At 73.1% G+C, this 25,155-nt stretch carries 28 protein-coding genes; 14 read left to right on the top strand and 14 right to left on the bottom strand.

From position 1 onward, the window contains the following. Positions 1–12 precede the first annotated feature (12 nt). Complete coding sequence (locus ABZW14_RS01885; RefSeq protein WP_355338189.1) at positions 13–636, bottom strand: HAD hydrolase-like protein; 624 nt, start codon at positions 634–636, stop codon at positions 13–15. A gap of 61 nt (positions 637–697) precedes the next feature. Here ABZW14_RS01885 and ABZW14_RS01880 point away from each other — a divergent pair, with 61 nt between their 5' ends. Beyond that, the gene (locus ABZW14_RS01880; protein ID WP_355338186.1) at positions 698–3,166 is read left to right on the top strand and encodes a helicase-associated domain-containing protein; all 2,469 of its coding nucleotides are present in this window, start codon (positions 698–700) and stop codon (positions 3,164–3,166) included. Here the strand turns inward: ABZW14_RS01880 and ABZW14_RS01875 are convergent. After that, a complete protein-coding gene (locus ABZW14_RS01875) occupies positions 3,163–3,399 on the bottom strand; it encodes a hypothetical protein (RefSeq protein WP_355338183.1) in 237 nt (78 codons plus the stop codon). The two genes, ABZW14_RS01880 and ABZW14_RS01875, sit on opposite strands and share 4 nt — an antisense overlap. 113 nt (positions 3,400–3,512) lie before the next feature. Next, entirely contained in the window at positions 3,513–4,376 is an 864-nt protein-coding gene (locus ABZW14_RS01870; RefSeq protein ID WP_355338180.1) for a L,D-transpeptidase family protein, read from the bottom strand. A gap of 174 nt (positions 4,377–4,550) precedes the next feature. Here ABZW14_RS01870 and ABZW14_RS01865 point away from each other — a divergent pair, with 174 nt between their 5' ends. From ABZW14_RS01865 to ABZW14_RS01855, 3 genes are all read left to right on the top strand, one after another. Next, entirely contained in the window at positions 4,551–6,230 is a 1,680-nt protein-coding gene (locus ABZW14_RS01865; protein ID WP_355338177.1) for a DNA repair helicase XPB, read from the top strand. Positions 6,231–6,486: 256 nt separating this feature from the next. Continuing rightward, positions 6,487–6,942 carry a lamin tail domain-containing protein gene (locus ABZW14_RS01860; RefSeq protein WP_355338174.1) on the top strand — a complete coding sequence of 152 codons (456 nt, stop codon included), beginning with the start codon at positions 6,487–6,489 and terminating at the stop codon, positions 6,940–6,942. 299 nt (positions 6,943–7,241) lie between these two features. Next, entirely contained in the window at positions 7,242–7,364 is a 123-nt protein-coding gene (locus ABZW14_RS01855; RefSeq protein ID WP_355338171.1) for a hypothetical protein, read from the top strand. Between the two features lie 68 nt (positions 7,365–7,432). On the opposite strand, the gene ABZW14_RS01850 is transcribed toward ABZW14_RS01855, so the two are convergent. From ABZW14_RS01850 to ABZW14_RS01830, 5 genes are all read right to left on the bottom strand, one after another. Next, positions 7,433–8,296: a GNAT family N-acetyltransferase gene (locus ABZW14_RS01850; RefSeq protein ID WP_355338168.1), complete on the bottom strand. Its 864-nt coding sequence runs from the start codon at positions 8,294–8,296 to the stop codon at positions 7,433–7,435. 257 nt (positions 8,297–8,553) lie between these two features. Next, positions 8,554–9,399, bottom strand: a complete 846-nt coding sequence (locus ABZW14_RS01845) for a patatin-like phospholipase family protein (RefSeq protein WP_355338165.1) — start codon at positions 9,397–9,399, stop codon at positions 8,554–8,556. 68 nt (positions 9,400–9,467) lie between these two features. Beyond that, positions 9,468–10,385, bottom strand: coding sequence for an alpha/beta hydrolase (locus ABZW14_RS01840; protein WP_355338162.1), 918 nt, complete (start codon positions 10,383–10,385; stop codon positions 9,468–9,470). 135 nt (positions 10,386–10,520) lie between these two features. Then, positions 10,521–11,258 (bottom strand): TIGR03089 family protein, encoded by a 738-nt coding sequence (locus tag ABZW14_RS01835; RefSeq protein ID WP_355338159.1) that lies wholly within the window; start codon positions 11,256–11,258, stop codon positions 10,521–10,523. 26 nt (positions 11,259–11,284) lie between these two features. After that, on the bottom strand, positions 11,285–11,863 hold the full coding sequence (locus tag ABZW14_RS01830; protein WP_355338156.1) for a TetR/AcrR family transcriptional regulator: 579 nt from the start codon (positions 11,861–11,863) through the stop codon (positions 11,285–11,287). An 88-nt stretch (positions 11,864–11,951) separates the two neighbouring features. Here ABZW14_RS01830 and ABZW14_RS01825 point away from each other — a divergent pair, with 88 nt between their 5' ends. Then, positions 11,952–12,320, top strand: coding sequence for a DUF4267 domain-containing protein (locus ABZW14_RS01825; protein ID WP_355338153.1), 369 nt, complete (start codon positions 11,952–11,954; stop codon positions 12,318–12,320). Between the two features lie 41 nt (positions 12,321–12,361). After that, positions 12,362–12,856 carry a cupin domain-containing protein gene (locus ABZW14_RS01820; RefSeq protein WP_355338150.1) on the top strand — a complete coding sequence of 165 codons (495 nt, stop codon included), beginning with the start codon at positions 12,362–12,364 and terminating at the stop codon, positions 12,854–12,856. Positions 12,857–12,910: 54 nt separating this feature from the next. Here the strand turns inward: ABZW14_RS01820 and ABZW14_RS01815 are convergent, their stop codons facing one another. From ABZW14_RS01815 to ligD (ABZW14_RS01805), 3 genes are read right to left on the bottom strand one after another with little or no spacing between them, the layout of a single operon-like run. Beyond that, positions 12,911–13,090 (bottom strand): hypothetical protein, encoded by a 180-nt coding sequence (locus ABZW14_RS01815; protein WP_355338147.1) that lies wholly within the window; start codon positions 13,088–13,090, stop codon positions 12,911–12,913. Positions 13,091–13,123: 33 nt separating this feature from the next. Beyond that, on the bottom strand, positions 13,124–14,038 hold the full coding sequence (ligD, locus tag ABZW14_RS01810) for a non-homologous end-joining DNA ligase (RefSeq protein WP_355338144.1): 915 nt from the start codon (positions 14,036–14,038) through the stop codon (positions 13,124–13,126). Further along, positions 14,028–14,966 carry a non-homologous end-joining DNA ligase gene (gene ligD, locus ABZW14_RS01805; RefSeq protein ID WP_355338140.1) on the bottom strand — a complete coding sequence of 313 codons (939 nt, stop codon included), beginning with the start codon at positions 14,964–14,966 and terminating at the stop codon, positions 14,028–14,030. The genes ligD (ABZW14_RS01810) and ligD (ABZW14_RS01805) overlap by 11 nt, the downstream gene beginning before the upstream one ends. Positions 14,967–15,051: 85 nt before the next feature. Here ligD (ABZW14_RS01805) and ABZW14_RS01800 point away from each other — a divergent pair, with 85 nt between their 5' ends. Next, positions 15,052–16,089, top strand: coding sequence for a Ku protein (locus ABZW14_RS01800; RefSeq protein ID WP_355338137.1), 1,038 nt, complete (start codon positions 15,052–15,054; stop codon positions 16,087–16,089). A 38-nt stretch (positions 16,090–16,127) separates the two neighbouring features. Here the strand turns inward: ABZW14_RS01800 and ABZW14_RS01795 are convergent, their stop codons facing one another. After that, positions 16,128–16,520, bottom strand: coding sequence for a PPOX class F420-dependent oxidoreductase (locus ABZW14_RS01795; protein WP_355338134.1), 393 nt, complete (start codon positions 16,518–16,520; stop codon positions 16,128–16,130). 90 nt (positions 16,521–16,610) lie between these two features. Between ABZW14_RS01795 and ABZW14_RS01790 the strand changes: the two genes are divergently transcribed. From ABZW14_RS01790 to ABZW14_RS01770, 5 genes are all read left to right on the top strand, one after another. Next, complete coding sequence (locus tag ABZW14_RS01790; RefSeq protein WP_355338131.1) at positions 16,611–17,261, top strand: DUF4241 domain-containing protein; 651 nt, start codon at positions 16,611–16,613, stop codon at positions 17,259–17,261. Positions 17,262–17,379: 118 nt separating this feature from the next. Then, the gene (locus ABZW14_RS01785) at positions 17,380–18,042 is read left to right on the top strand and encodes an FKBP-type peptidyl-prolyl cis-trans isomerase (protein ID WP_355338128.1); all 663 of its coding nucleotides are present in this window, start codon (positions 17,380–17,382) and stop codon (positions 18,040–18,042) included. A 139-nt stretch (positions 18,043–18,181) separates the two neighbouring features. Further along, positions 18,182–19,039 carry a hypothetical protein gene (locus tag ABZW14_RS01780; protein ID WP_355339373.1) on the top strand — a complete coding sequence of 286 codons (858 nt, stop codon included), beginning with the start codon at positions 18,182–18,184 and terminating at the stop codon, positions 19,037–19,039. A gap of 40 nt (positions 19,040–19,079) precedes the next feature. Continuing rightward, the gene (locus tag ABZW14_RS01775) at positions 19,080–19,733 is read left to right on the top strand and encodes an HAD family phosphatase (protein WP_355338125.1); all 654 of its coding nucleotides are present in this window, start codon (positions 19,080–19,082) and stop codon (positions 19,731–19,733) included. A 108-nt stretch (positions 19,734–19,841) separates the two neighbouring features. Further along, positions 19,842–20,855 (top strand): NADPH:quinone reductase, encoded by a 1,014-nt coding sequence (locus ABZW14_RS01770; protein WP_355338122.1) that lies wholly within the window; start codon positions 19,842–19,844, stop codon positions 20,853–20,855. 185 nt (positions 20,856–21,040) lie between these two features. Here ABZW14_RS01770 and ABZW14_RS01765 read toward each other — a convergent pair whose 3' ends face one another. Beyond that, entirely contained in the window at positions 21,041–22,690 is a 1,650-nt protein-coding gene (locus ABZW14_RS01765; RefSeq protein ID WP_355338119.1) for a fatty acid--CoA ligase, read from the bottom strand. A gap of 84 nt (positions 22,691–22,774) precedes the next feature. Here ABZW14_RS01765 and ABZW14_RS01760 point away from each other — a divergent pair, with 84 nt between their 5' ends. Further along, complete coding sequence (locus ABZW14_RS01760) at positions 22,775–23,266, top strand: NUDIX domain-containing protein (protein ID WP_355338117.1); 492 nt, start codon at positions 22,775–22,777, stop codon at positions 23,264–23,266. Here the strand turns inward: ABZW14_RS01760 and ABZW14_RS01755 are convergent. Further along, complete coding sequence (locus ABZW14_RS01755) at positions 23,259–24,155, bottom strand: EamA family transporter (protein WP_355338114.1); 897 nt, start codon at positions 24,153–24,155, stop codon at positions 23,259–23,261. The genes ABZW14_RS01760 and ABZW14_RS01755 overlap by 8 nt on opposite strands. 83 nt (positions 24,156–24,238) lie before the next feature. Between ABZW14_RS01755 and ABZW14_RS01750 the strand changes: the two genes are divergently transcribed. Further along, on the top strand, positions 24,239–25,153 hold the full coding sequence (locus ABZW14_RS01750) for a LysR family transcriptional regulator (RefSeq protein ID WP_355338112.1): 915 nt from the start codon (positions 24,239–24,241) through the stop codon (positions 25,151–25,153). The last annotated feature ends 2 nt before the right edge of the window (positions 25,154–25,155 follow it).

Raw genomic sequence — 25,155 nt, 5'->3', positions numbered from 1 at the left:
CGCTCGGAACCTCTACCCCTCCAAGGCTAGCCCGATGATCCGGTCCAGCGCCGCCGGGAATCCGGCGAGATCATCGAGCACCACGTGCGCTCCGGCGGCGCTCAGCTCGTCCCGTGAACACGGGCCGGTTGCCACTCCCACGCCTGGGATTCCCGCAGCTTGTGCGGCGGCCATGTCGGCCACGTGATCGCCGACGTAGAGGGTCGCGCCGTGCTCCCGCAAGGCGGTCGCCTTCTGCTCGGCGAACAGGTCACCGGCCAGCTCGTCGACGGCCAGACCGAGGTGGTCCAGGTGCAGCTTCGCCAGCCGGCCGATCTTGGAGGTCACCACCATGACGCGACCGCCACGCGCGTGCACCGCCTCGATCGCGGCCTCCGCGCCGGGCATCGGCAGGGTCGGGGTGATCGCGTACGCGGGGTAGAGCTCCCGGTACGCGAGCACCGCCTCCTCGACCTGCTCCGGTGGGAACCAGTGCGCGATCTCGGTGCGCAGCGGCGGCCCGAGGCGGGAGACCGCCAGCTCGGCGTCGACGGGGACGCCGGTCTGCGCGGTCAGCGCCCGGTAGGCGGCCGCGATGCCGGGGCGCGAGTCGACCAGGGTCATGTCGAGGTCGAATCCGACCATGAGCGAGGGCATGCGGAGAACGTACCCGTCCGAGGGGCGCGACCGGCCCCGGCCGGGCTAGCGTGGAACGACGATGACCACCTCATTCGCCGACCATCTGCGGACCCTTCCCGACGAGTCCCTGGCCGCCCTCCTCCAGCTGCGGCCGGACCTCGTCGTACCGGTGCCGGCAGACGTCTCCGCCCTCGCCATCCGCGCCCAGTCGCGGGTCTCCGTGGCGCGGGCGCTCGACGGGCTGGACCAGTTCACCCTCCAGATCCTGGACGCCGCCCGGCTCACCCGGGACCCGGAGGGCGGCGGCACCGCCACCGAGGCCATCCTGGCCCTGGCCACCTCCGGCCCACAGCCGCCCGCCCCGGCCGCGGTCCGCGGCGCCGTGAACCGGCTCCGTGCGCTCTTCCTCCTGTACGGGCCGGAGCACGACCTGCGCGTGGTGGGTGGCGTCGACGAGGTGTCCCCGTACCTCGCGGGTCTGGGCCGACCGGCCGCGGAGCTGGACCCGCGCGCGGCGGCCGTGTGCACGGACCCGGCGAAGCTGCGGCGGACGCTGCTGGCGGCGCCGCCCTCGGCCCGGGCGATCCTCGACCGGCTCGCCGCCGGCCCGCCGGTCGGCACCGTGCCCGCGGGCGCGCTGGAGGCCCCCGCCACCGGCGAGGAGGACATCCTCCCGCCGGACCTGGTCAACGGCGGGGCGGCCACCGGCTCCCCGATCCGGTGGCTGGTGGAGCACCGGCTGCTCGTCCGGATGTCGGCCGTCAAGGGCGGCGGCAGCGTCGAGCTGCCCCGCGAGGTGGGGCTGCTGCTGCGGCGGGACACCGGCCCGCTCGGCCCGCTGCGCACCAGCCCGCCGACGGTGCCGAGCCCGCCACGCGAGGCCAAGTCCGTCGACTCGGCCGGTGCCGGGCAGACCATGGAGGTGGTCCGGCACACCGAGGCGCTGCTGGAGGCCTTGGCCGCCGAACCGGCCCCGGTGCTGCGCTCCGGCGGCGTGGGCGTGCGGGACCTGCGCCGGCTGGCCCGCGTCCTCGGGCTGGACGACCCGACCACCGCGCTGATCTTCGAGGTGGCCTACGCGGCCGGGCTGGTCGGCGAGCTGGAGCTGAGCGGGGCGGTCACCACCCGGTACGGGGGCGACCAGCAGATCCTGCCCACCGGCGGCTACGAGGTGTGGCGGGCCGCCTCGCTGGCCCAGCGCTGGGAGCAGCTGGCCCGGGCGTGGCTGACCATGACCCGCCAGGTGGGCCTGATCGGCCAGCGCGACGACCGGGACCGGCCGATCTCGGTGCTCTCCGCCGAGGCGGAACGGGCCGGGGCGCCGGCCGCCCGGCGTTCGGTGCTCGCCGAGCTGGCCGACCTGCCTCCGGGCACCGCCCCGACCCCGGACGAGGTGCTGGAGCTGCTGGACTGGCGGGCGCCCCGCCGCGCGCGGGGCCGCGAGGCGGCGCACCGCGAGGTGCTGGCCGAGGCCGCCCAGCTCGGAGTGACCGGGCTCGGGGCGCTGACCTCGTACGGGCGGCTGCTGCTGGCCGAGCTGAGCGACGCCGACGAGCGGGCCGCGGACCCCCTCGGGCTGCGCTCCGAGGCCGAGTCGGGCGAGCCGTCCACCGCCGTGCGGGCGCTGGACGCGCTGCTGCCCGCCCCCGTCGACCACTTCCTCGTGCAGGCCGACCTGACCGTGGTGGTGCCCGGCCCGCCCGATCCGGCGCTCGCCACCGAGCTGGACGTGGTGGCCGAGCACGAGTCGGCAGGCGGGGCGAGTGTCTACCGGGTCACCACGGCCAGCGTCCGGCGGGCCCTGGACGCCGGCTACTCGGCCGACGACCTGCACGCGCTGTTCCGCCGCCGGTCGCGGACCCCGGTGCCGCAGGGGCTGACCTACCTGGTGGACGACGTGGCGCGCAAGCACGGCGGGCTGCGGGTCGGCTCGGCCGGTGGCTACGTGCGCAGCGACGACGAGGCGCTGCTCACGGAGGTGCAGTCCGACAAGCGGCTGGAGCCGCTGGCCTTCCGCCGGCTGGCCCCGACGGTGCTGATCACTCCGTACCAGGTGAACCGGATGCTGACCGCGCTGCGCGACGCCGGTTACGCGCCGGTGGCCGAGGACGCCGGCGGCGCGGCCGTGCTCGCGCGGCCGAAGACCCGGCGGGCGCCGGCCCGGGTGCACGCGGCGGGCCGGAGCCTCGACCCGCTCGCGGCGCCGCGGCTGCCGATGCCCCGGCTGCTCGGCGTGGTCGAGCAGATCCGCCGGGGCGACGCGGCGGCCCGCGCGGCGCGGCGTGCACCGGACGTGGTCCGCGGGACGGCGCGCAAGGGGCCGGGGCCCGCGCACACCCACAGCGACGCCCTGGCGGTGCTCCAGCAGGCGGTACGGGACAAGGCGCTGGTCTGGGTCGGCTACGTCGACGCGCACGGGGCGACCGCGTCCCGGCTGGTCCGGCCCGTCTCGATCGGGGCCGGCTACCTGCGCGCCGAGGACGAACGGACCGAGATGCTGCACACCTTCGCGCTGCACCGGATCACCGCGGCGGTGCTGGAGGACTAGTCCCCGTTGCGGCGCAGGGTGCCGACGACCGAGACGGCGAGCAGCAGGGCGAACGCGGCGCCGGCCGACTCGCCGACCGAGTCGACGAAGCCCTGCCGCTGCACCAGCAGCCCGAACAGGAACCAGCCGAAGATGCCGGTGGCGGCGGCCGCGTAGCCGAACAGGGCCGCCGGGGTGACCTCCGGCCGGCGCGCCCGGTCGTCCTCGGGAAGCACGTCGTGGTCGACCGTCATCTGCAGCCCCTCCCCGCACCGTGGTGGACCCGGCCTCCAGCGTGGCACCGGAGGGGGTCACCCGGACAGGGGATAAAACCCTGAACCGGGCGCGCGGGTCACGGTGTGGGGTGTCAGGTGCCGGGGCGGTGGCCGAAGACGACCACCCGGGTGCCGACCGAGCCCAGCTCCCAGAGCCGTACGGCGTCGCGGTGCAGCAGGTTCACGCAGCCGTGCGAGCCGATCGAGGAGTTGTGCAGGTAGGTCGTCGTCTCGTGGAAGCCGATCCCGCCGTTGAACCGCTGCCAGTAGGGCAGCCACACCTCGTACGGGTTGGACCACTCACGCATGTTCTTCCCACCTACCGAGTAGGTGCCGGTCGGGGTGGCGTAGCCCGCCATGCCGGTGCGGGTGACCGTCGGACCCATGACCACCTTGCCGCCGCGCATCGCCCAGACGGTCTGGTGGGTCAGGTCGACGCAGAAGGTGGTGCGGGAGCCCGCGTTGCAGCGTTCCGTGTCGGTGTTCGCCAACCGCTTCGCCACGTCGTACGTGGTGGGGCCGGCGCGACCCGTGGCCGGGCTGATCCCGTACCGGATCTGGAACTTCTTGATCGCGGCGCAGTCGGCGGCCGACTGCTCACCGTCCACGCTCAGCGTCCCGAAACCGCCCAGCCGGCTCAGATACGTCTCCACGGCCTTCTGCTGCTCCCCCTGCGGGCACCCGGCGGGCTTCGACGGCTTCGGCGTGGCCGGCTTCGGTGTGGTGCGGCTGGGCTTCGGCGTGGCCGACCGGCTCGGCGTCGCCGTCGGGGACGCGGCCGGCTGCTCCGGCGTGGGCGGCGCGCTCGCCCCCGATGCCTCCTCCGTCACGCCGACGGGCGCCGGGGCGGCGGCCCCGGTCCCGTCGCCCTGCGGATCGCGCGCGCACGCACCGACGCCGACCAGCACGACCGCTGCCAGGCAGACGGCCCGGACGGCGAACCGGACACGCTTCATGGGCCCTCCCCCTGGACAGTTGTCCCGCTTGCTAGACGTACGGGAGCAGTGTGACGTTGCAGGTCCAGCGAGACTTTTTCCGGACACCTGTCGGCGTGCAACACTGGATGGTCCGCCTTCGGCAGGTCAGCCGCCGTGCGGGCGAGAATTTCCGGCCCAGGAGAGGACGCTGGCGTGAGCGGTGGACCACTGATCGTGCAGTCGGACAAAACCCTGCTGCTGGAGATCGACCACCCCGACGCCCAGGCGTGCCGGATGGCCATCGCGCCCTTCGCCGAGCTGGAGCGCTCCCCCGAGCACGTGCACACCTACCGGCTCACCCCGCTGGGCCTGTGGAACGCCCGGGCCGCCGGCCACGACGCCGAGGGCGTGGTGGACACGCTGATCAAGTACTCCCGCTATCCGGTGCCGCACGCGCTGCTGGTCGACGTGGCCGAGACGATGGACCGCTACGGCCGGCTCCAGCTCGCCAACGACCCGGCGCACGGCCTGGTGCTCCGCGCCCTGGACCGGGTGGTGCTGGTCGAGGTCGCCAAGAGCAAGAAGCTCGCCGGGATGCTCGGCGCGAAGCTCGACGACGACACCATCCAGGTGCACCCCTCCGAGCGGGGCCGGCTCAAGCAGGCGCTGCTGAAGCTCGGCTGGCCCGCCGAGGACCTGGCCGGCTACGTCGACGGCGAGGCGCACCCCATCGAGCTGGCCGAGGCGGGCAAGGACGGCGGCAAGCCGTGGACGCTGCGGTCGTACCAGCGGGAGGCCGTCGAGGCGTTCTGGGCCGGCGGCTCCGGCGTGGTGGTGCTCCCCTGCGGCGCCGGCAAGACCCTCGTCGGGGCGGCGGCCATGGCCGAGGCCAAGGCGACCACGCTGATCCTGGTCACCAACACGGTCGCCGGCCGGCAGTGGAAGCGCGAGCTGATCGCCCGCACGTCGCTGACCGAGGACGAGATCGGCGAGTACTCGGGCGAGCGCAAGGAAATCCGCCCGGTCACCATCGCCACGTACCAGGTGCTCACCTCCCGCAAGAAGGGCGCGTTCACCCACCTCGACCTGTTCGGCGCCCGCGACTGGGGCCTGGTCGTCTACGACGAGGTGCACCTCCTGCCCGCGCCGATCTTCCGCTTCACCGCGGACCTCCAGGCCCGCCGCCGGCTCGGCCTCACGGCAACTCTGGTACGCGAGGACGGCCGCGAGGGCGACGTGTTCAGCCTGATCGGCCCGAAGCGGTACGACGCGCCGTGGAAGGACATCGAGCAGCAGGGCTGGATCGCCCCGGCCGAGTGCACCGAGGTCCGGGTGACGCTGACCGACGCGGAGCGGATGGCGTACGCGACGGCCGAGGCCGAGGAGCGCTACCGGATGGCGGCTACGGCCCGGACGAAGCTGCCGGTGGTGCGGGCGCTCGTGGAGCGGCACCCGGACGAGCAGGTGCTCGTCATCGGCGGGTACATCGACCAGCTGCACCAGCTCGGGGAGTACCTGGACGCGCCGATCGTGCAGGGGTCGACGACCAACAAGGAGCGGGAGCGGTTGTTCGACGCCTTCCGGTCGGGTGAGGTGAAGACGCTGGTCATCTCCAAGGTCGGGAACTTCTCCATCGACCTGCCGGAGGCTGCCGTCGCTATCCAGGTGTCGGGGACCTTCGGTTCTCGGCAGGAGGAAGCGCAGCGGTTGGGGCGGGTGCTCCGGCCGAAGGCCGATGGACGGCAGGCGCACTTCTACACGGTCGTCTCCCGCGACACGATCGATACGGAGTACGCGGCACACCGGCAGCGGTTCCTGGCCGAGCAGGGGTACGCGTACACCATCGTGGACGCCGACGACGTCCTCGGCCCGAAGCTGCCGACGATCGACTGAGCCGCCGAACCCCGGTCAGCATGTGGACGAACTGGACCGACCGCTTGTACACGGTGCGGCTCCGACAACTGATCCACAGATGAAGCCAGATGGCTGCGCCCTGGCCGTCCAGGTGGGCATCGTTTTCCAGGCACGTTCTTCCTGGAGAGAAAGTGCGGCTTTCCGTGGTTACGATCTTGCGCGCATGTGACGTCATGGAGGCATCTGGCCGGCGACGGGTTCACGTCGGCGTCGATGTCCAATGAAGGGGGACCACTTGAGCAAGAGGCTGACCGGGCTCGTCTCGGCGCTCGTCGTCGCCGTCGGTGGGTCGCTGGCCGCCGCCGCCCCGGCGCAGGCCGCCACGCCGGCCGTCATGATCACGAAGGCCTACTACAACTCGCCTGGCAGCGACACCGGATCGAATACCAGCCTGAACGCCGAGTACGTGCGGCTGACCAACAAGCGCAGCTCCACCATCAACCTCAAGTACTGGACCCTGCGCGACAAGTCGAACCACGTCTACAAGTTCGCCAGCGACTTCAAGCTCGGCGCCGGCGCCAGCGTGTACATCCACACCGGCAAGGGCACCAACACCTCGACCCACCGGTACTGGGGTTCCGGCGCCTACATCTGGAACAACACCGGCGACACCGCCTATCTGCGCAACTCCGCCGGCACCGCCATCGACTCCTGCTCCTGGGGCAGCAGCGGCAGCTACACCAACTGCTGATAACACCTGAGCGCCGGCCCACCTGCACCAATGGGCCGGCGCTCGGTGTAGTCCGCCGCCCTGGGTGCACGTCGCGTAGCCTCGGGCCGGACAGAAGGGCCGCGGCTAGTCAACTGCTGGATGATTCCCACACCTCGCCCTGCGCACGGTGGGCGCCCTGGCTCGCCCGCCGTTGAGCACGAGCGACGCCGCGGCCAGTGCTGACGGAATGGTGACCGACCCAGCGGGTACGCGCACTGGAGGCAGGTCGGGAGACGCCCTGCTGCGGAGACGCCATCTCGGAAGAGAAGAGGCACGCGATGAAGGACAGAATTCTCACCCCGATCAAGCGGGCGACAAAGACCATCCAGGTGCGCCGCGAACGGGGAGACTCCCTGATCACCAAGGCGAAGGCCACCCGGCCCGGCCGGCTGTTCCAGTAAGCCCGACACCCGGACCCGTCCGGTGAAGACAGCGCGCTCGGCCTCCAGAAGGCCGAGCGCGCCCAAGGCTACGAACGGCGGCGCAGGTAGCGCGCCCGCCGGCCGGCGTCCTGGAATCCGAGCCGCCGGTACAGCTCAGCGGCCGGGTTGTTGTCGTTGACGCAGAGCCACGCCTCCCCCACCCCGTCGCCGGCCAGCCCACGAAGCGCACAAGCCACGAGATACGCCCCGACCCGCCGCCCCCGCCATCCGGGCACGACGCCCACCTGGTCGACCCAGTTGTCAGTAACGTTGACGAAGCCGACGGCGGCACCGTCGGGACCACGCGCGATGAGCGACAGGTCCGCCCGGTACTCGTCGTCCTCCCCCAGCTCACCCAGCCACTCCTCCGCGCTGGGCGAGGCAAAGCCGGGCCGGTCGGCGAACGACGCCGAGTAGGTCTCGAACAGCTCGGGACCAAGCGTCACCGGCTCGGTGGTCACGGATTCCGGACGGGCGACAGAAGGGATGGCGTGGAGGTCGTGCCGTTGCACCCACTCGGTGAACGTCCGCTCGAAGCCGCGCCCCGTGAACAGCACGTCCGCGCCCGGGCTCCACGACTCGGTGGTCAGCAGCAGGTCGGCGTCGCCCGCCTGCTCGCCGGCCCAGGTCAGCAGCCGCCCGCCGAGACCCCGCCCCCGCCAGTCCGGGTGCACCAGGCCGGTGCTGGTGGCCGGCTGCCCGCCCAGTCCGACCCCCACGGCCGCGACCAGGCCGCCGTCGTGCCAGGCGCCGAGGGTACGGGTCTGGAGCAGCCGCGCCCGCAACAACGGGGTACGGGCGAACAGCGGTAGCCCACCGTCGGCGGCCAGGCACGCCTCGGCCAGCCGGGTCAGCTCCGCAAGGTGGTCCTCGCCGAACTCTTTCCAGGTCAGCGTGTCCGTCCCGGCCATCCCTACCCCTGTCGTCAATCGCCCACCGACCACCACGACCATGTGCCGGCCGGTGACGAAGCCCGGCAGGCAGTAGGCACCGCACGCCTGGCGGGTGTCAACCGGATTCGCTGTCGTACTCGAGCTGGTCGACCGCACGGTCCTGCACAAGGGCGTCGACCGGGCCAGTCAACGCTGACCGGAGGCAGGTCAGGTCGCGACCTGCAACAGCGCGTCGGCGAACGTCTTGTGCCCGTCTCTGGTGACGCAGGGGCGCGTCAGTTCCAGACGGCCGCGACGGCGGCGGCGTGTGCCGCGCCGACGGCCCGCCCGGCGTGGGCGGATGCCGCACGGGTCGCGGGTGACAGCGCGTTGGTGCCGAACGCGTCGACGGACGCCTGGTCGGCGCTGATCACGTGAACGGTGGCCGGGGCGAGCGCGGCGATCTCGGCGTCGAGGTCGCCCCACGGCTGCGGTGTGTCCGCGAGGGCCGGCTGGATGACCAGCATGCGGTCGGCGCCGACGGCCAGGTCGGCGTTGGTCATGGAGCGCACTCCGCCGTCGACGTAGCGGCGGTCGCCGATCGCGACCGGCGGCCAGATGCCGGGTACGGCGCAGCTCGCGGCCACGGCGTCGCGCAGGGTCACGCCGGACTCACGGGTGAAGATCGCCTCGTCACCGGTCTCCGCATCGACCGCGGGCAGCAGCAGGCGCCGGTCGGGCCACTGCTTCACGGGGAGCCGGGCGTCGATCGCGGCGAGCCGGAGGGCCGGGTCGACGGTCCGCGCGGCGAGCGCGAGCTCGCCGAACCGGCGGCGGGCCTCCTGCGGCCCGGACACGCCGGTCAGCACGGCGGCGTAGTCGGCGAAGAGCTTCTCCGTGTCGACGTCGACCTCGATCTCGGCGGTCTCGGGGCGCAGCTGGGCCGCGTACAGGTCGTCGAGCGCGACGCCGCTGGTGATCTGCGCGGCGACCGCGGAGCCGGCCGAGGTGCCCACGATCAGGTCGGCGGCGAGGATCCGGTCGGCGAGGGTGGGATCGGCGTCGGCGAGGCCGCGGAGGACGCCCAGCTCCCAGGCGATCCCGGCCACGCCGCCACCGGCGAGTACGAGCGCGTTCGTCATGATCACCAGCCTTGCACAGCGCGCGGGCACAGTGGATGCCCGTGATCCGTGACGGACGCCTCAGGGGGTCAGCTCGCGACCTGAACCACCGCGTCGGCGAACGCCTCCGGCGCCTCCTGCGGCAGGTTGTGCCCGACGCCGCCACTCACCGTCCGGTGCTCGTACGGGCCGGAGAAGCGCCCGGCGTACACGGACGGGTCGAGGTGTGGTGCGCCGTTGGCGTCGCCTTCGAGGGTGATGGTGGGCACCGCGATGCTCGGGTTCGCGGCCAGCTTCTGCTCCACCTCGTCGTACTGCGGCTCGCCGGCGGCGAGGCCGAGCCGCCAGCGGTAGTTGTGGATCACGACATCGACGTGGTCGGGATTGTGCAGCGAGGCCGCGCTCCGGTTGAAGGTCGCGTCATCGAAGGCCCACTTCGGGGAGGCGGTCCGCCAGATCAGCCTGGCGAAGGCGTCCAGGTTCTTCTCGTACCCGTCCCGGCCGCGGTCGGTCGCGAAGTAGAACTGGTACCACCAGGAGAGTTCGGCCTCCGGAGGGAGCGGCTTCCGCCCCGATTCCTGGCCGGCGATCAGGTAGCCGCTCACCGAGACGAGTCCCTGGCAGCGCTCCGGCCACAGCGCCGCGAGGATGTCGGCCGTCCGGGCGCCCCAGTCGAACCCGGCGAGGGTCGCCTCCTGCACGCCGAGGGCGTCCAGGAAGGCCACGGCGTCGAGGGCCAGGGCCGCCGGCTGACCGTTCCGCATGGTGTCGGCCGACCGGAACCGCGTCGTGCCGTAGCCGCGCAGGTGCGGCAGGAGCACGCGGTGACCGGCGTCCGTCAACCGGGGTACGACCTCGGCGAAGCTGTGGATGTCGTACGGCCACCCGTGCAGCAGGAGCACGGCCGGCCCGTCCGGTGGCCCGGCGTCGACGTATCCGACGTTCAGCAGACCGGCATCGACCTGCCGCAGGTCGCCGAACGACGATGACGATCCGCTGGCGTTCATACCGGCCGCTCCTCGTGCTCGCCCCACCGACGTCTGCACGCTAGAGCCGGGCGACGGCCGTGGGCGGCGTTCCGGAGAAGGCGATACCGGCGGCTCCGGGATGGCTAGGATCCGCCCCGCCGTTTCAGGCCGCCCTCACAGCACCCGGGTGACCCGCTCCTCGGCGAGGCGGGCGTCCCGCTCGACGGGGTCGAGGTTGGCGCAGAGCACCACGGATGCGCCGGCCGCGAGCGGGGCGAGCAGCCACTTCAGCGGCTGCTCGTGTTCGGCCGCGTCGACGAGCAGCCGGTCGCCGGCGCGCAGGTCTAGTTGCGTGGCGTACTCCCGGGCCACCGCGCCCCACTCGCCGTAGCTGGTGCCGTCCGGGCTGGCCGGGTCAGTGGGGCGGAGGGCGCCCAGGTCGGGGGCGATCTCGGGATGCCGGAGCACCTCGGTGGACCAGTCCAGCCAGCCCAGCGGCACCGAGGACAGCGGGCCGGGGCCGGTGCCGACGAGGTAGCGGTGCGTCCCCTCGGGCACGTCCTCCAGCCAGTCGTCGAGGCGTTCCGGGGTGACGAACACGGCGTCGTAGGGCAGGTCGGCGCCCGGTTCGAGGACCGGCAGCCCGGCCAGGGCCCGGGGGCGGAACGAGACCGCCAGCCCGACCGACCAGGCCCCGATGAGCACGGCCGCGGTGCGCCAGTGCGGCGGCAGCAGCACGGCGACCCGGTCGCCGGGGCGCAGGCCGCAGCCGTCCCGGAGCAGCCCGGCGCTGCGGGCCGCCCAGGCGCCCAACTGCTGGGCCGTGAGGTCGGTGCGCTCGCCGGTGGCGCCGTCGAGGTAGCTGAGCAGCGGGTCGCCGGTCGCGACGGCGACGGGTGGGTGGTCGGCCATCGGGTGACTCCTCCCTGGTGGTCAGCTCACCCTAGCCGGGTGAACCGGTCGACCAGGATGGCCAGCCGCCGCTCGTGTTCCTCCCGCCGGAGCCGGCCGTTGCGCATCAGCGTGACCAGGCCGTGCAGCCCGCTCCAGAACGTCTCGGTGAATGTCTCCAGGTTGTCGTCACCGGCGAAGGGGCGCAGGGTCTCGGCCAGCTCGGCGAACGCCCGGGCCAGCTCCACCGGCGTGTCCTGGCTGGCGAAGGACAGGGCGACGGGAAGGTTGAAGATCGCGTCGTAGAGCGCGGGCCGGCGTTCGGCGAACGCGGCGTACGCCGTGGCGATGCCGGCCACCGCCTGCCGCGGGTCGGTCGCGGCGGCCCGGGCGGCGGCGAGTTCGACGGCCAGGTCACCGCTGCCTTCCACGGCGACCGCCGCCATGATGGCGTCCTTGCCCTTGAAGTGGCTGTAGAGGACGGGCTGGCTGTACTCGATCTCGGCGGCGAGCCGGCGGGTGGTGACCGCGTCCCAGCCCTCCGACTCGGCCAGGTCCCGGGCCGCGGCGATGATCGCCCGCTCCCGCTCCGCCCGCTCCCGTTCGCGCCGCGCCTGAATCGACATGACCGGAACTCTAGCACCGCTAGCCAATCTGCCGCCGCTCTGCTAGCGTCGCTCTCGCATCTAGCACTGCTAGCCTTCGGAGCCAGACATGCTCAGCGCCATCGCCTACGGGCTCGCCGTCGTCCTCAGCCTCTTCTGTGTCCTCATCGGCGCGCGGTTCCTCTTCGCGCCGCAGGCCTCCGCCGCCGGCTACGGCGTGCCGGCCAAGGACGGGGACTCCGCCTACCTGACGATCAAGGGCGTGCGCGACCTCAGCTACGGCCTGCTGGGCCTCGCGCTGATCGCCTTCACCAGCGCCGACGCCGTCGCCTGGTACATGCTGGTCGTCGCGCTCTGCCCGCTGGCAGACACCGTCATCGTGCTGCGGCACGGCGGGACGAAGGCCGTCGCCTTCGGCATCCACTTCGCCACCGCCGTGGCCGTCCTGCTGGACGCCGTCCTGCTGTTCGCCCTCTGACCCACACCACGACAGGCACACGCCACGACAGGAGTAGCGCGATGTCCCTGATCACGCCCGACTTCGACCGGTCCGTCATCGTTCGCGACGCGGACGCCGAGGTGGTGGGCCGCGCCCCCACCACGATCCGGCTGCTCGCCGACAGCAGCGCGACCGGCGGGGCCCTCTCCACCCAGCGGGTCACCCTGACCGACGGCGCGGACGGCGCCCGGCCGCATCACCACGGCAACTCGGCCGAGCTGTTCTACCTGCTCGACGGCACTGCCCAGCTGCTCTCCGGCGAGCAGGTCGTCACCGCCGAGCGCGGTGACCTGGTGATCGTGCCGCCCGGGGTGGCGCACGCGTTCGCCGCCGCGCCGGGCGAGAACGCCGACATCCTCATCGTCATCACCCCGGGCGTGGAGCGGTTCGAGTACTTCCGCCACCTGGAGCGGATCGCCTACGGCAAGGTGCCGCCGGAGAGCCTGCTGGAGGTGCAGGAGCTCTACGACACGTACTTCCGGAACAGCGCCGCCTGGGACGCCGCCCGCCATTGACCCCGAGAGCGGAGCTGCCCGCGGCCCTCCGGTCGCGGGCAGCTCACCGTCGGGCTACTTCCTGACCTTGACGACGTCGGTCGGGCGCTTCACCGTCACCGTGACGCCGTAGTCGAAGAGTTCGAGCGTCGAGCTGAACGTGCCCCTGTCGAGCCGGCCCTTCGCCGTCGACTGCCAGACGAATGCGACGTACGACCGGTCCGCCGCGGACAGTGGTTGCGTTTGGTCGGTCACGCCCCTGACACGTGGCGGTGCCGCAGAAGGTTGTCAGCGCAGCGGCAGTTCCGGGCCGCCGTCGAGCAGCGGGGCCAGCAGATCGCCCTGCTTCTCCACCCGCTTCAGCACCTCGGTGGCCGTGTACGGCTTCGTCGACGGCCGCTTGCCCGCCGCGCCCGCCTCGACCTCGTCCCAGGTGAGCGGGGTGGACACCGAGGGCACGTCCTGGGCCCGCAGCGAGTACGGCGCCACCGTCGTCTTGGCCGCGTTGTTCTGGCTCCAGTCGATGAAGACCTTGCCGGGGCGCAGGTTCTTCGCCATCTTCGAGACGACCTGCTTCGGCTGTGCCTTCTCCAGCTCCTGCGCGATCCGCTTGGCGTAGGCGGACACGTCGTCGGCGTCCTGTGTGCCGGCGATCGGGCAGCAGAGCTGCATGCCCTTCTTCCCCGAGGTCTTCGGGTAAGAGTCGATGCCGTCCTCGGCGAGCCGGTCCCGCATGAGCAGGGCCACCTGGCAGCACTGCCGCAGCGCGGCCGGGGCGCCCGGGTCCAGGTCGACCACCATCATGTCCGGGTGCTCGCCGACCTTCCACTGCGGCGTGTGCAGCTCCAGCGCCGCGAGGTTGGCCAGCCAGACCAGGGTGGGCAGGTCGTCGGCCACCACGTAGTCGATGGTCTCGCGCCCCTTGCTCGACCCGGGGGCGGGCAGGTTCTCGGTACGCACCCAGCCGGGGGTCGCGGCGGGCGCGTTCTTCTCGAAGAACGAGCCGCCGTCGACGCCGTTGGGGAAGCGGATCCGGGTCAGCGCCCGGTCCTCAAGGTGCGGCAGCAGCACCGGGGCGATCCGGGTGTAGTAGTCGATCACCTCGCCCTTGGTGAAGCCGGCCTTCGGGTAGAGCACCTTGTCCAGGTTGGACAGCTCCAGCGCGCGGCCCTCCACGTCCACCTTGAAGCGGTCAGCTGGCATCGTCGACCTCCTCGGCAGGCTTGTCCGGGCGCAGGCGCAGGATCCGCGGGAAGCGCAGCCGCCCGTCCGGGGTGCGCTGCCCGTACTTGACCTCCACCACGACCTGGGGACTTACCCAGATCGCGCCGCGCGCATCCTCGCGCGGCACGTCGCCCCCGAAGGGCGACCCGGCGGTACGCAGCGGCTCCAGCTCGCGCAGCAGCTCACGCTCGATCGCCGCGCCGATCCCGCCGCCCACCCGGCCCCGGTAGGTGAGCCGGCCGTCCGGGCGGGGCACACCGACCAGCAGGCCGCCGATCCTCCGCGCGCCCGGCCGCCAGCCGCCCACCACGAAGTCGCCGGTCACCTCCAGCTTGACCTTCACCCAGTCCGGCGAGCGCACCCCGGGCCGGTAGAGCGCATCGACCCGCTTGGCCATCACCCCCTCCAGGCCGTGCTCGCCGGCCGCCGCGTAGGTGGCCCGGCCGTCGGCGAACACCGGCGGCACCGCCCACCGGGCCGCGCCGAGCCCCAGGGACTCCAGCGCGGCGCGCCGCTCCCGGTAGGGCCGGCCGGTCAGGTCCGCGCCGCGGAGCCGCAACACGTCGAAGATCATGTACGTGACGGGGGACGCCGCCGCGAGTCGCGCGGCCTTGACCGCGTTGCGGACGTGCATCCGCTCGGCGAGGGCGGTGAACGAGGGCTGGCCGTCGGTGAAGAGCACCACCTCGCCGTCCAGCAGGGCGTCGTCGACCTGCTCGGCCAGGGGGATCAGCTCGGGGTACGCGGTGGTGATCTCGACGCCGGAGCGTGCGTAGAGGTGCTGGTGGCCGCGGCTGATGTCGGCGAGCGCGCGGACCCCGTCCCACTTGAACTCATATGCCCAGCCGTCACCGGCCGGGAGCTGCCCGGTCATCGCGAGCATCGGCTTCAACGGCGCGCCGGGCACCTTCTGACTGTAGTTGCACGCGGAAGCGCGTGCGTCCCGTTCGATCATTTGCGATTCTGGTCAGAACCGGGGAGAGGAGCGCGTCATGCGGGCGATCTGGAAGGGAGCGGTGTCGTTCGGCCTGGTGTCGATCGGGGTGAAGGTCTACTCGGCCACCGAGGAGAAGGACATCCGCTTCCATCAGGTGCACCGCGAGGACGGCGGCCGCATCCGCTACAAGCGCACCTGCTCGGTCTGCGGCGAGGAGGTGACCTACGACGACATCGCCAAGGGCTACGACATCGGCGGCGGCGAGATGGTCATCCTCACGGACGAGGACTTCGCCGAGCTGCCGCTGACCACCTCGCACGCCATCGACGTGCTGGAGTTCGTGCCGGCCGAGCAGGTCGACCCGATCCTCTACAACAAGGCGTACTTCCTGGAGCCGGAGGGCTCGGCCACCAAGCCGTACGTGCTGCTGCGGGACGCGCTCGCCGACTCGGAGCGGGTGGCGATCGTGAAGGTGGCGCTGCGCCAGCGGGAACAGCTCGCCACCCTGCGGGTCCGCGAGGGCGTGCTGCTGCTCAACACCATGCTGTGGCCGGACGAGGTGCGCCAGCCGGACTTCGGCTTCCTGGACGAGGACCTGAAGGTACGCCCGCCGGAGCTGGCCATGGCCAGCTCCCTGATCGACTCGATGGCCGGCGAATTCGAGCCGGACGCCTTCACCGACGACTACCGGGCGGCGTTGCAGGAGGTCATCGACGCGAAGATCGAGGGCCGTGAGGTGGTACAGCCGGAGGAGGAAGAGGCCGCACCGGCCGCCGCCGTCGATTTGATGGCCGCCCTCAAGGCGTCGGTCGAGCGGGCCCGGGCGGCCCGGGGCGAGGCGCCGGAAGGCGGGGCGGGCGAGCCGACCCCGATCTCGGCGGCCCGCTCGGCGCAGAAGGCGGCCAAGGTCACCAAGGCGCCGGCCAAGAAGGCGGCCGAGAAGAAGGCCACGGCGAAGAAGGCGCCCGCCAAGAAGGCGGCGGAGAAGAAGGCCGAGCCGGCCAAGAAGACCGCCGCCAAGAAGACCCCGGCGAAGAAGGCCCCGGCCAAGAAGGCGGCCGAGAAGAAGGCCGCCCCCCGCAAGACCGCCTGACGTCGAGGGGCCGGTTTCGGCCCCTCGACGGCCGCGGATCAGCCCCGGCCGAGCTTCTCGGTCGGGGTGATGCGGACGATCACCCGCTCCTCGCCGGGGCGGCGGAACGGGTAGGTGTCCTGGCCCAGGTACTTCTGGGCCATCCGGTCGATGTGCTCGTCCGCCCCCTCGGTGACCAGCTCGGCGGTGCCCTTGACCCACAGGGTGCGGAAGTCGTCCGCCTTGTCCACCACGGAGACCGCCACCGTCGGGTTGCGGGCGATGTTCACGTACTTCTGCCGGCCCTTGGCCGTGTTGAACACGATGTGCTCGCCGTCGGTGTCCACCCACACGGGGGTGACGTGCGGGGTGCCGTCGGCCTCGATGGTCGCCACGTGGGCGAGCTGCGGCTCGGCGAGCAGGGCCAGGTCTTCTTCGGTGAGGATCGCCATGGTCGAGAAGGTACTCCGGATGGACGCCGGTCGCTGTCGGTCGACACAGGTACGCTCCGGCGGCCGATTCCCCCGGAAAGGACGATCGCCGTGCCGTACACCCCTGACTTCGACCGGCTGCTGACGCCCGGCGCGCGCTTCCTCGACGGCGAGGCCGAGCACGTGCTGGAGGTGCACCCGGCCGGCGAGGTGGTGCTGCCGACCGGGCACGTGGTGGGGTGCGACCCGCTGGTCGGCCCGGAGAGCGACCCCTTCACGGTGGCCGTCGAGCCCGGCCGCTACCCGGCCCGGGCCTGGGTGTCGTCGATCCGGCGGGACGGCGCGGAGAGCGACCGGCGGGTGGCCGCGCTCGAACTGGTGATCCGGGAGGAGCCGGTGGCCCGCTGGGAGCTGGCCCTCGTGGACGCCCAGGACATCGGTGAGCTGGACGAGGACGGGTTCTTCGGCTACGGCGTGGACGCGGGCACCGGCACCCTCGCCGACCGGGCGGCCCTCGCCCCGCTGGAGGACTGGGACTACGACCAGGTCGAGGAGGTCTTCCTCGCCGAGGACGACGACCAGGCCCGGGGCCCGGTTCCCGGGCTGGTGGACGCGGTCGTCGACGAGGCGACCGGCGCGAACGTGCTGACCGTCTGGTCGGGCTGGGGCGACGGCTGCTACGGGACCTGGGTGGGCCGGACCGCCGACGACCGGGTCGCGTCGTTCGTCACCGACTTCATGGTGGTGCCCGCCGAGGGGTGAGGTGTCCGGATCGGGACCGGCCGAGGGAGCACCGCGGGCGGATGGGCGGGTACCGTGTGCGCTGGCCTCGGCGGCGGCCCGCCGGGGGCGCACCCACCCCACCCAGCAGGGAGTCGACGTGAGCGAGCGCGTGGAGAACCGGTCGGCGGGCCAGAGCCCGGGCACCAAGGCGGAGCGGCGACTGGCCGCCCAGCTGGCGGCGAAGAAGGCCGCCGAGGCGAGGCGCCGTCGGCAGTCGATGCTGGGCGCGGCCGCCGGTGTGCTCGCCGTGGCGCTCGTGATCGGCGGCATCGTCTGGAAGAACAGCGGTGACGACGACAAGCCGACGAGCACCGCCGCCTCGGCCAGCGCGAGCGCTCCGGCCGCCGAACCCACCGCGCCGCCCGCCCCGCAGCTGCCCGCCGACATCGACCCGGCGCTGAAGACCAAGCCGACCGTCGCGGTGGGCAAGGGCGAGCTCAAGAAGCTGACCGTGACCACGCTGGTCAAGGGCAAGGGTGCGGCGGTCAAGGCCGGCCAGCAGATCACCACCAACTACGTGGGCGTGTTCTACAAGGACGGCAAGGAGTTCGACGCGTCCTGGAACAACGGCCAGCCGGCCACCTTCCCCATCGGCGTGGGGCAGGTCATCCCGGGCTGGGACCAGGGCCTCGTGGGCGTGCCGGTGGGCAGCCGGGTGCAGCTGGACATTCCGGCCGAGCTGGCGTACGGCAACGACGCCTCGGGCGGCCGTCCGGCCGGGCCGCTGCGCTTCGTCGTCGACGTGCTCGCCGCGCAGTAGCTCACAGCAGGCTTCCGTCCGGTCACCCAGCGGCAGTAGGTTCATGGTCACCGTGGGCGGTACACCCGCCCGCGGCGATCTGCCCACCGACGCGGAGGTGCACGTGGCGGCGCTGGACGACACCGGGCTGGCCCGGCTCATGTGGACGCATTTCGAGCCGGTCCACGCGGTGACCTACTTCCACCCCCGCGCCCGCTCGGCGTACGAGGCGGTCGGGTTGCGCGGCTACTGGCGGGGCTACTTCGCCGGCCGGGCCGCTCCGCTCGGGCCGGTCGCCGCGCCGACCGTGGTGGCCGCGTTCTTCAGCTTCGCGCCGTCGATGGTGGCCCGGGCGCTGCCCTCGGTGTGGCGGCTGGCCACCCCGGAGGAGGCGCTGCGTGCCCGGCTCACCGGCGCCGTGCAGGCCCTCGCCGAGTTCACCTACGAGCTGCCCGAGTCGCACCTGGTCGAGGCGGCCGACCTCCTGGAGGAGGCGGCCGGGCAGGTGGAGACGGCCGGCCGGGTGCTCGGCGCGGTCAACGCCGCCCTGCCCCGGGGCGAATACCCGCTGGCCCGGATGTGGCAGGCCGCCACCACGCTGCGCGAGCACCGCGGCGACGGTCACGTGGCCGCGCTGGTAACCACCGGTCTGGCGCCCGTGGAGGTGGTGGCCTGGCGGTGCCGGGTCGACCAGTCGCGCGAGTTCCACCAGGCGGCCCGGGGCTGGACCGACGAGGAGTGGGCGGCGGCCGAGGAGCGGCTGGTCGAGGCGGGCTGGCTGACGGCCGGCCGGGCGCCGACCGAGCACGGCACCGCGACCTTCCGGGCCGTCGAGGAGGCCACCGACCGGGCGGCCCTCGGGCCGTGGCGGGCGCTCGGCGCGGAGCGGACGGCCCGGCTGCGCGAGCTGCTCGAACCCATCGCCACCCGCTGCCGCACGATCATCCCGCCCAAGGCGCCGATCGGCCTGCCGGCGCAGCGCGGCAGCGCGAAGGACGTGGCGACCCCAGCCCACTGAGCGCCCGGCACTCACCCGGCCGGTCCGGCAGGATGGGTACGTGGTGGACGCGGTGCTCTTCGACCTGGACGGCGTGATCGTGGACTCCGAACCCGTGTGGGAGGAGGTCCGGCGGGCGTACGTGGCGGAGCACGGGGGCACCTGGCAGCCCGACACCCAGCGCCGGCTCATGGGGATGAGCACCGGCGAGTGGGCCGCCTACCTGAGCGGCGAGCTGGGCGTCGACCGCACCGCCGAGCAGGTCGCCACCGAGGTGGTGGCGGAGATGACCCGGCGGTACGCGCAGCGCGTACCCCTGATCGACGACGCCGACGCGGTGGTGCGCCGCACGGCCGCGCGGTGGCCGCTCGGGTTGGCCAGTTCCTCGCCGACCCGGCTGATCGCGGCGGCGCTGGACGCGACGGGCCTGGCCGACGCGTTCGGCGCGACCCTGTCGACCGAGGAGACCGTCCGGGGCAAGCCCGCGCCGGACGTGTGGCTCGCGGTGGCGGCGCGGCTCGGCGTCGACCCGGCCCGGTGCGTGGCGGTGGAGGACTCCTCGAACGGGGTCCGCTCGGCGGCCGCCGCCGGCTGCCGGGTGGTGGCCGTGCCGCACGGCTCCTACCCGCTGGATCCGGACGCCGTGGCCCTGACGGCTGCGCTGCTGCCCTCGATCGGCGCGCTCACCCCGGAGGTGGTGGCGCGGCTCGGCTGAGCCCGATGTCCGCGGACCGACCGGTTGTACGGTTTCCGGGGAGCGCCGGATCGGAATGATCGCGGGGTGTCCGGGTAGCGCAGCCGCAGGACGGCGGAGGGGACGGCGATGAGGGCGATCGTGTACGAGAACAACGGGGACGCCTCGGTGCTCCAGCTCGTGGACCGGCCGGTGCCGGAGCCGGGCCCCGGCAAGGTGCTGGTGCGGATGGCCGTGGCTGGTGTGAACCCGACCGACTGGAAGGCCCGCCGCGCCTGGCCGCTGCCGCAGGGCTGGCAGATCCCCGGGCAGGACGGTGCCGGGGTGATCGAGGCGGTCGGCGAGGGCGTCGACCAGATCCTCATCGGCGAGCGGGTGTGGCTCTGGGAGGCGGCCTGGCAGCGGCCCTGGGGCACCGCCAGCGAGTACACGGTGGTGCCGGTCCGGCACGCGGTGAGCCTCGGGTCGGCCTCGTTCGACCTGGGCGCCGCGCTGGGCATCCCGTTCATGACCGCGCACCGCTGCCTGACGGCCGGCGAGTTCATGCCGGACAAGCTGCACGCCGGCGCGTTGAGCGACCACGTGGTGCTGGTGCAGGGCGGCGCGGGCGCGGTCGGCAACGCGGCGATCCAGCTGGCCCGCTGGGCCGACGCGTGCGTGATCGCCACGGTGAGCAGCCCGGAGAAGGCACAGCTCGCCGCGGCGGCCGGGGCCAGCTTCGTGATCAACTACCGCGAGCAGGACGTGGTCGAGGAGGTCCGCAAGATCGCCCCCGACGGGGTGCACACGATCGTCGAGGTCTCCGCCGCCCGCAACGCCGCCGCCGACGTGCAGATCCTGCGCACCGGGGGTGCGGTCTGTGTCTACGCGGACGACGGCGGCGAGCAGGTGACCCTGCCGATCCGGCCGCTCATGATGCCGAACGCCCGCTGGCAGTTCGTGCTCATCTACACGGCGCCGAAGGCGGCCAAGGCACAGGCGGTGACGGACATCGCCGCGGCGGTGGCCCAGGGCGCGATCCGGGTGGGCGAGGAGGCCGGCCTGCCGCTGCACCACCACACGCTGGACGCGGCGCGGGCGGCGCACGAGGCGGTGGAGAACTCGGTGGTCGGCAAGGTGCTCATCACGACCAGCGAGACGTGAGAACGCGAAACGTATTTCGCCATCATCAGGACAGAGGCGAACAAGTTTCGCGAGAATGACATTGCGGGTCGCCCCGCATTGGACGGGCGGCCCCGGCGCGGTGCGAACGCCGGGGCCGCCCTCTGGGGAGGAATGCTCGTGAGGAACATGTCCTACCCGTGCTGGCGACGCTACGCCGGAAAGTGTTACGGCGCGGTCAGTTCCCGTACGTCCAGGTCACCCTCCGCATAGCGGGAACGCACCACCTTCTTGTCGAATTTGCCGACGCTGGTCTTCGGGACCGCGTCGATGAACGCCCAGCGCTCCGGCAGCTGCCAGCGCGCCACGGACGTCGCCAGGAACTCCCGCAACTCCTCCGCGGTGACCGTGGCGCCCTCCCGGACCACCACCGTGGCGAGGGGCCGCTCGTCCCAGCGCTCGTCCGGAACGCCCACCACGCACGCCTCCAGCACGGCCGGGTGCGCCATCAGGGCGTTCTCCAGCTCGACCGAGGAGATCCACTCCCCGCCCGACTTGATGACGTCCTTGGCCCGGTCGGTGAGGGTGATGAAGCCGTCCGGCGACAGCGTCCCGACGTCCCCGGTCCGCAGCCAGCCGTCGCGGAACTTCTCCTCGTCCGGGGTGTCGTCGCCGACGTACCGGGCGGTCACCCACGGCCCGCGGACCTCCAGCTCGCCCACGGACGTCCCGTCGGCGGGCAGCGGCTCGCCCAGCGGGCCGACGATCCGGGCGGCGACCCCGGCCGGCACCCGCCCCTGGGTGTAGCGGTAGCGCCACGCCGCCTCGCCGGTCGCGCCGGCCGGCGGCCGGGAGACCGAGCCCAGCGGGGACATCTCGGTCATGCCCCAGGCGTGGATGACCTCGATGTGGTGCCGCTCCTGGAAGGCGTGCATGAGCGACGGCGGGCAGGCCGAGCCACCGACGATCACCTCCTGCAACGAGGTGGTGTCTACGTCGTGACTGTCCAGATAGGCCAGCAGGTCGGTCCAGATGGTCGGCACCGCGCCGGCCAGGGTGGGGCGCTCGGCGGCGATCATCGCGGCGATCGGCTCGGCCTGGAGGAACCGGTCCGGCATGATCAGCGACGCGCCGGAGAGGAACGCCGCGTAGGGCAGACCCCAGGACATGGCGTGGAACATCGGCACGATGGCCAGCTCGCGGTCCTTCGGGCCGAGGCCGAAGCCCTCCGGCATGCACACCTGGAGCGAGTGCAGGTAGATCGAGCGGTGCGAGTAGGCGACCCCCTTGGGGTTGCCGGTGGTCCCGGACGTGTAGCAGAGGGCGGCGGCGTCGCGCTCGTCCACCTCGGGCCAGTCGTAGGTGTCCGGCCGACCGGCCAGCAGGGCCTCCCAGTGGTGCACGGCGATCCGGTCGCCGGCTGCGGCCAGCAGCGGGGCCGGGTCGCCGCCGCCGACCACCACCACGTGCCGCACCGTGGTCATCTCGCCGATCACCCGGGCGAGCAGCGGGATCAGCGTGGTGTCGACCAGCACCACCCGGTCCTCGGCGTGGTTGGCGATGTAGGCGACCTGGTCCGGGAAGAGCCGGATGTTGAGGGTGTGCAGCACCGCGCCCATGCTCGGCACGGCGAAGTAGGCCACCAGGTGCTCGTTGTTGTTCCACATGAAGGTGGCGACCCGCTCGTCGCCGGTCACCCCGCACTCGTCGCGCAGCGCGTGGGCCAGCCTTGCGGCCTGCCTGCCGACCTCGGCGTACGTCATCCGGCGGGGCTCGGCGCCGGTCCAGGTGACGACCTCGGCCGCGCCGTGCACGGTGGCGCCGTGTTCGAGGATCCGGGCGACCTGGAGGGGGGCGTCCATCATCGTGCTACGCATGGGTAGCAACGTAGTGTCGCCGGTCACACCAGCGGAACCCCCGGAACGGCCGACCCGGCCCGCGAAGCTGCGTAGATTGTCCGGGTGAGCATCTCGTGGGCCGACTCGTACGTGGGCCAGCTCCGGGCCCTGGCCGGTGACCGCACCCTGATGTTCGTCGGCGCCCGCGCCGTGGTCCGGGACAACGCCGCGCGGGTGCTGCTCATCCAGCGCTCCGACAACGGCCAGTGGGCGCTCCCGGCCGGCGCCATGGAGCTGGGCGAGTCGATCGCCGACTGCGCCGTCCGGGAGGTGCGCGAGGAGACCGGCCTGCGCGCGCTGCGGGTGTGCGCGTTCGCCCTCTACACCGGCCCCGACTTCACCAACACCAACATGTACGGGCACACCTACCAGGTCTTTACCACGGCGTTCCGGGTCGAGGAGTGGGACGGCGAGCTGGCCCGCATGACCGACGAGACCACCGACGCCGGCTTCTTCCACCCGGAGGAGCTGCCCGCCCCGCTCTCCGGCAGCGTCATCGAGACCCTGGCCGACCTGGACGTCTTCGAGCAGACCAACCGCCTCATCCTCAAGTGACGGCGCCGGCCGCCACGGGCCGCTCGTCGCCGGCCGCCCCGGTGTGGCCGCCAGTCCGGGCCCCGGACCGTTCCGCGCCGATCCCAGCCGCCACCACGAAGGCGATGCCCGCCACCGCACCCACGCCGGGCACCTGACCCAGTGCGACGAGGCCCACCACCAGGGCGATCGCGGGTTCCAGGCTCATCAGCGTGCCGAACGCGGCCGTGGTGAGCCGGCGCAGCGCCAGCAGTTCCAGCACGAACGGCACGACGGGCAGCAGCACGGCCAGCCCCAGGCCGGCCAGGAGCACCGGCCAGGTCAGGTCGCCGAACACCGAGGGACCGACCACCACGGTGGCGACCACGGCGGCCACCGGCATGGAGACCGCCAGGCCGCGCACGCCCGAGACCTCGTCGCCCACCCGCTGTGTGAGCAGGATGTACGCGGCCCAGCAGGCCCCCGCCCCGAGCGCGTACGCCACCCCGGCCGGATCCGCGCCGCCGTGCCACGGCTCGGTGAGCAGCAGCACCCCGACCGCCGCGAGCGCCGGCCAGAGCTTGGCGCCGCCCCGGCCGCGCGCCACGGCCACGCCCAGCGGCCCGAGGAACTCCAGCGCGCTGGCCGTGCCCAGGGGCAGCCGGGCCACGGCCGCCATGAACAGGATGGTGACGCCGGCCGTCACCACGCCGAGCGCCACGCAGGCCCGCAGGGCGGAGCGGGTGAAGGCCGACGGGCGGGGCCGGACCACGACCGCCAGCAGCACTCCGGCCCAGGCCAGGCGGAGCCAGGCGGCGCCCTCCGGGCCGACCCGGTCGAACAGCCCGACCGAGGCGGCCAGCCCGAGCTGGACGCAGGTCATGGAGGCGACGGCCATGGCGGTGCCCGCGCGGGCCGGGGTTGTGCTCATACGGCCAGTAGAGCCGGTCCGGACCCTTCGCGTCCACGTGCCATTCATGGACGAAACATTCGATCTTCCTGAACAATCGTTCCATGGACCTGCGTCGCCTGCGCCTGCTGCGGGAGCTGGCCCGGCTCGGCTCGATGCGCCAGGTCGCCGACGAGCTGCACGTCACCACGTCGACCGTGTCGCAGCAGCTCGCCGTGCTGGCCCGGGAGGTCGGCACCGAGCTGGTCGAGCCCCACGGCCGGCGGGTCCGGCTCACCCCGGCGGGGCGCCGGCTGGCCGACCACGCCGTGACGATCCTCGCCGCGGTCGACGCCGCCCGGCTCGACCTGGACCCACGCGCCGAGCCGGCCGGCACGGTCCGCGTCGCCGGCTTCGCCACCGCCGTCCGGCGCTCGCTGCTGCCGCTCACCGCCCGGCTCGCGGCGCACCATCCCCGGGTGCGCCTCCGCATCGACGAGCACGAGCCGGCCGAGGCGTACGCGGCACTCGCCGCCGATGACGTCGACCTCGCGCTGACCTACGACTACAACCTGGCCCCGCTCGCGCCGGATCCCACGCTGGACGCCACGCCGCTGTGGTCGGCGGCCTGGCACCTCGGCGTCCCGTCCGGCGCGGCAGCCGACGGCGTCCCGTCCGGCGCGGCGCCCACCCCGGCCGCGGACGCGCCGGCGGTCTTCGACCGGTTCCGCGACGCGGACTGGATCGTCAACTCGCGCAACACGGCCGACGAGGTGGTGGTGCGGACCATCGCCTCGATGGCCGGCTTCGAGCCCCGGATCGTGCACCGGGCCGACAGCCTCGACCTGGTCCAGGACCTCATCGTCGCCGGGCTGGGCGTCGGCCTGCTCCCCGGCGACCAGCCCACCGTGACCGGCGTCGGCCTGCTGCCGCTGACCGCGCCGCAGGCCCTGCTGCGCGCGTACGCCGTGACCCGGCGCGGCCGGGCGGCCTGGCCACCGCTGGCACTGATCCTCGACCTGCTCGCCACCCACCCGTAGGA

The sequence above is a fragment of the Micromonospora sp. NPDC004551 genome, assembly GCF_040609975.1.
Lineage (GTDB): Bacteria > Actinomycetota > Actinomycetes > Mycobacteriales > Micromonosporaceae > Micromonospora.
The sequence above is the reverse complement of the archived record's forward strand: the minus strand, read 5'-3'. Positions and strand labels throughout refer to the sequence as shown.